The following is a 4,285-nucleotide window of genomic DNA, read 5'->3' on the forward strand; positions in this document are numbered from 1 at the left end:
GGGTTGATGGGTGTTCAGGTTCGCTTGTTCGGCCGTCGCCTGGTCGGCGTAGTGCCGTTCCTCGAACTCGATGGGGCTGAGGTAGCCGAGGCGTTTCTGGATGCGTCGGCTGTTGTTGAAGCCGTCGATGTACTCGAAGAGGGCGAGGTTCGCCTCGGCACGTGTGGCGAGGACGCGCCCGCGTACGCACTCGGTCTTGATCAGCATCCACAGGTTTTCCGCGAGGGCGTTGTCGTAGGAGTCCCCGACGGAGCCCATGGAAGCGTCAACTCCAGCGCGTAACAACCGGGTTGTCAGCTTGATGGACGTGTACTGGCAGCCGTGATCGGCATGGTGGATCAGCTTGCCGGGCTCGGTCTCGCGACTGGAGAGTGCGTACTCCAGCGTCGTCAGGACCAGGTCGGCATCCGCGCGGGCGGAGGTCTCCCAGGCGACGACCCGGCGGGAGAAGGCGTCGCGGATCGCCGAGAGCCACAGCGGGCCCTCGCCGGTGGGGATCATCGTCAGGTCGGTGACCCACAACCGGTTCGGCGCCGGGGCTGTGAAGTTCCGGTTCACCAGGTCCGGGGCCAGCGTGGCCTGGGGATCGCGGCGTGTGAAGCCCTTGCGGCGTGGACTCACTCCTGCGAGATCGGCCTCGCGCATCCTGTGGTCCCGGTGTGCGGTTCGGTGCACAGGGAGGCTGTCGTCCGTCGGCGTCGTCACTCCTGGCGGCCGTAGGCGCGGACCGCGAGTGGGCAGAAAACGACGAACAGGATGGCCGACCACAGCAGAGTGAGGCCGATGCTTCCGCTGTCCGGTGTCCCGTTCAGCAGAGCGCGGCAGGCGTTCATGACGTGGGTGACGGGGTTGATGCCCGCCCAGGCGTGCAGCCATCCGGGCAGGGTGTCAATCGGGGCGGCCAGGCTGCTGCCCAACTGGAGCGGCAGGAAGGCGATGAAGCTGAACGACAGTACGGCTTCGGCGCTCTTGACGAGGACACCGATGAACACCATGAGCCAGCTCAGGCAGAACCCGAACATGATGGCGAGTCCGGCCGCCCCCAGTGCGGCGAGGGCGCTGCCTTGGATGCGGAACCCGAGCAGTGCGCCGATGCCGAACAGGACCGCCACGGCGATCAAATAACGGAGGATGTCGGCCAGCACGGAGCCGAGCAGCGGCGCCGTACGGCTGATCGGAAGGCTGCGGAACCGGTCGGTGACGCCGTTCTTCAGGTCGAGATTGATGGCCGACCCGGTGGAGATCATGCCCGCAAGCCCGGCGCCCATGACGAGGATTCCGGGGAACAGGTACTGGAGGTACTCGGCGGTGGTACCGGCGACCGGGCGGCCGAACAGGTAGAGGAACAGGACCATGAACAGCGCGGGGGTGATGATGCCGTTCATGATCGGGCCGGGGTTCCGGCTGGTCTTGGCGAGGCTGCGTTGGGCGAGGACCACACTGTGCCGGAGGATGCCGAAGCGCGAGGGCCGGGCGGTCTCGGAGAGGGATGTGGTCATGCTGCGTCCTTGGCATCGGCGGTGGGAGCCCCGGTCAGGGACAGGAAGACCTCGTCGAGGCTGGGAAGGCGGAACGCGAGCTCACTGACGTCAATGCCGTGACCCCGGAGCTGGGCGGTGATCTCGAAGAACTCCGCGTCGCCGGCGACCGGCACGATGAGTTCGTGGCGGCGTGACCTGTCAGGCTCCCGTCCCGCGACCCGGGCGACGATCGCGGCGGCGGGGTCGAGGTCGCTGAGGTCGGACGGTCGCAGAACGATCGTGTGGCCGCCGACCTCGCGCTTGAGGTCGGCGGGTGTGCCGGACGCGATGACCCGTCCACGGTTGATGACGGTGATCGCGTCGGCCAGGGCGTCGGCCTCTTCGAGGTACTGCGTCGTGAGCAGGACCGTGACGCCGTCCTGGGCGAGCCCGCGGATCATCTGCCACAACTCGTCGCGCTTTCCGGGGTCCAGCCCGACCGAGGGCTCGTCGAGGAACACGACATCGGGCCGCCCCACCAGGCTGGCGGCGAGGTCGAGCCGGCGTCGCATCCCGCCTGAATAGGTGGCGACGGGCCGGTCGGCCGCATCGTCGAGGCCGAAGCGGGACAGCAACTCGCCGGCCCGCTGACGGGCGTCAGGCCGCCCGAGGTCCAGGAGCCGGCCGATCATGACCAGGTTGGACCGCCCGGACAACTCGTCGTCGACGCTCGTGTGCTGCCCGGACAGCGCGATGCGTCGGCGAACCCGAGCCGGATCTCGCCGGACGTCGATCCCCGCCACGCGCACCTGGCCTGCATCGGGTTGCAGCAGGGTCGCCAGCACCCGGATGACGGTCGTCTTCCCGGCGCCGTTGGGCCCCAGCAGTCCCAGCACCTGTCCGCGCGGAGCAGCGAGGCTCACTCCGTCGACCGCGGTCGTCCTGCCGAACCTCTTGATCAGCCCGTCGACCTCGAACCCCAGGTCACCCACGACCATCTCCGATGCTCATAGTGTTCCGATGACATCAACATCTGGATGCTATCTGTATCATGACACAGCGGAAGCGAGAAGGGCACAGAAGGGGAGATGATGGCAAGGTTGACCCGCGCACAACAGCAGGAACGGACCCGTGCGGTGGTGCTGGTCGCGGCCCGGCAGGAGTTCGCCGAGCACGGCTATGGCGAGGCCAAGATCGACCGGATCGCCGAGCGGGCCGAACTGACCAGGGGCGCGGTCTACTCCAACTTCACCGGCAAGCGCGCGCTCTACCTCGCCGTGCTCGCCGACGCCGCCGAACATGCCCGAGCCTGCGCCGAACCGCCGCTGGAATCGCCCGACTCCGTCGGAAGGGCACTCGGCGTGTTCGCCCGGGTCTGGCTCGAACGGCTGCCCTTCGCCGGGGACACACCGGGCAGCGGACATCTTCACCTGCGCTCGCTGTCCGGAGTGCTCGACACCGAGTCGGCCCGGACCGCGTTGGCCGAACTCGTCCGGTTCGAAGCCCTGCTGCTCGCTCTGGCAGTCGAGCCGCGTACCGCCGTGCGCACCCGGACGGTGCGACTGGCCGAGCTGGCGCTGACCCTGCTCCACGGCGCGGCCGGTCTGGCGGAGAACGCCCCCGGGGTCGGCGACCCGTTCGACCTGGCCCGCGCCGCCGAGCACCTGGCCGGCATGGCCCTGATCGACGATTCGGAGCCGCCACACCTGTCCTTCGTCGCCCCGGCACAGCCGGCGGAGGACCCGTGGGCAGCGCCCCACGGACTGCGCGACGAGATCACTGGCCGTCAGGTCGACCTGGACGACGACGGCGTCGTGGTCGTGCTGGGCGTGAGACGTCTGTCCGCAGCCGAGGAGGCCGTGCGCTCGGCGCGGCTGCGCGACGAGGTGACACTCGTCGTTGTGACGGACGATCCCGCCGAGATCGGACGACTGGCCCGGCTTCGGATCGCCGATCTCGTCGGCTGCCTGCGACGGGTGTTCGCGGCCGGGGAACTACCGCGGCTGCGTGTCGTGTTCGATGACGCCGGCATGGCTTCCGCGGCTATCGGCCGGGGGTCGGTCGACGACCACACCGAGGTCGCAATCCGGGTGCGCGACGGGCTGATCATGGCACGCGCGGACGGACGCGGCGCCGGCCACGCTGTGGCCGACCGCAGCGCCCTCGAAGGCTGCGGGCAGCGTGACAGCGCGAATTTGGGGAGACTCACGGGCGAGGTGGAGACGAGGCGTGCATGATCGACTGGTTGTCCGGTTCCGTCAGTCGGTCCGGCGCCACACCGCCCGGGTCCGGCGACCGCTCCGAGACCCGCGCCGGATGCCCGGCGAGGACCGCCTTCGGGGGCGGAGCTGGCGTGCGCAGCGCCGTCAGCGCTGTGATGACGACGTCGCATAGCTCGGCTTGGACGCCGTCCAAGCGCTGGAGCGGACCGCATGGCCCGCAGTGCCCGCGCGCCGCAGCTTCGACTACGTGTGGCACGGCACCATCGACCTGTTCGCCGCGCTGAACACGGCGACCGGAAAGGTGATCAGCTACCTGCCCGCACAGCACCGGGCCAGGGATTTTTGGGCTCTCCTGCCGTATGTGTGGGTGCCGTGGCCTGGGCCGATATGGGAAACACGCCGCTTCCTGTGATCCTTGAGGTGTCTGAGCTCAAGTTTGATCAAGCAGGAAAACGGCGTGTCCCTCTTCAGCATATGGAAGCGGACCCTGACGGCGGAGAACACCGTGGTCGAGGGCGTCCGGATCGATGAGAACGAACAGTGTGTGGTTGTGTCGGTACGGCCCGATGCCCGCCGTCGGCAGCGGTGCGGCCGGTGCCGACG

The 4,285-nt window shown here is 68.7% G+C and carries 5 protein-coding genes; 2 read left to right on the plus strand and 3 right to left on the minus strand.

Translation table 11 applies throughout. The features are described 5' to 3' along the window. From H300_RS28530 to H300_RS0121555, 3 genes are all read right to left on the minus strand, one after another. Window positions 1-645, minus strand: a 645-nt coding sequence (locus tag H300_RS28530) for an IS3 family transposase (protein WP_106966900.1), incomplete at its 3' end; no start/stop codon positions are given. A 56-nt stretch (window positions 646-701) separates the two neighbouring features. Next, window positions 702-1,499, minus strand: a complete 798-nt coding sequence (locus H300_RS0121550) for an ABC transporter permease (protein WP_028429038.1) — start codon at window positions 1,497-1,499, stop codon at window positions 702-704. Beyond that, window positions 1,496-2,458, minus strand: coding sequence for a daunorubicin resistance protein DrrA family ABC transporter ATP-binding protein (locus tag H300_RS0121555; protein WP_037981462.1), 963 nt, complete (start codon window positions 2,456-2,458; stop codon window positions 1,496-1,498). The genes H300_RS0121550 and H300_RS0121555 overlap by 4 nt, the downstream gene beginning before the upstream one ends. A gap of 93 nt (window positions 2,459-2,551) precedes the next feature. Between H300_RS0121555 and H300_RS28535 the strand changes: the two genes are divergently transcribed. Together H300_RS28535 and H300_RS0121565 are read left to right on the plus strand one after the other, a co-directional pair. Then, window positions 2,552-3,697, plus strand: coding sequence for a TetR/AcrR family transcriptional regulator (locus H300_RS28535; protein ID WP_078516218.1), 1,146 nt, complete (start codon window positions 2,552-2,554; stop codon window positions 3,695-3,697). A gap of 163 nt (window positions 3,698-3,860) precedes the next feature. Beyond that, window positions 3,861-4,094 (plus strand): hypothetical protein, encoded by a 234-nt coding sequence (locus H300_RS0121565; protein WP_078516217.1) that lies wholly within the window; start codon window positions 3,861-3,863, stop codon window positions 4,092-4,094. The last annotated feature ends 191 nt before the right edge of the window (window positions 4,095-4,285 follow it).

This window comes from Streptomyces sp. TAA040 (assembly GCF_000424845.1).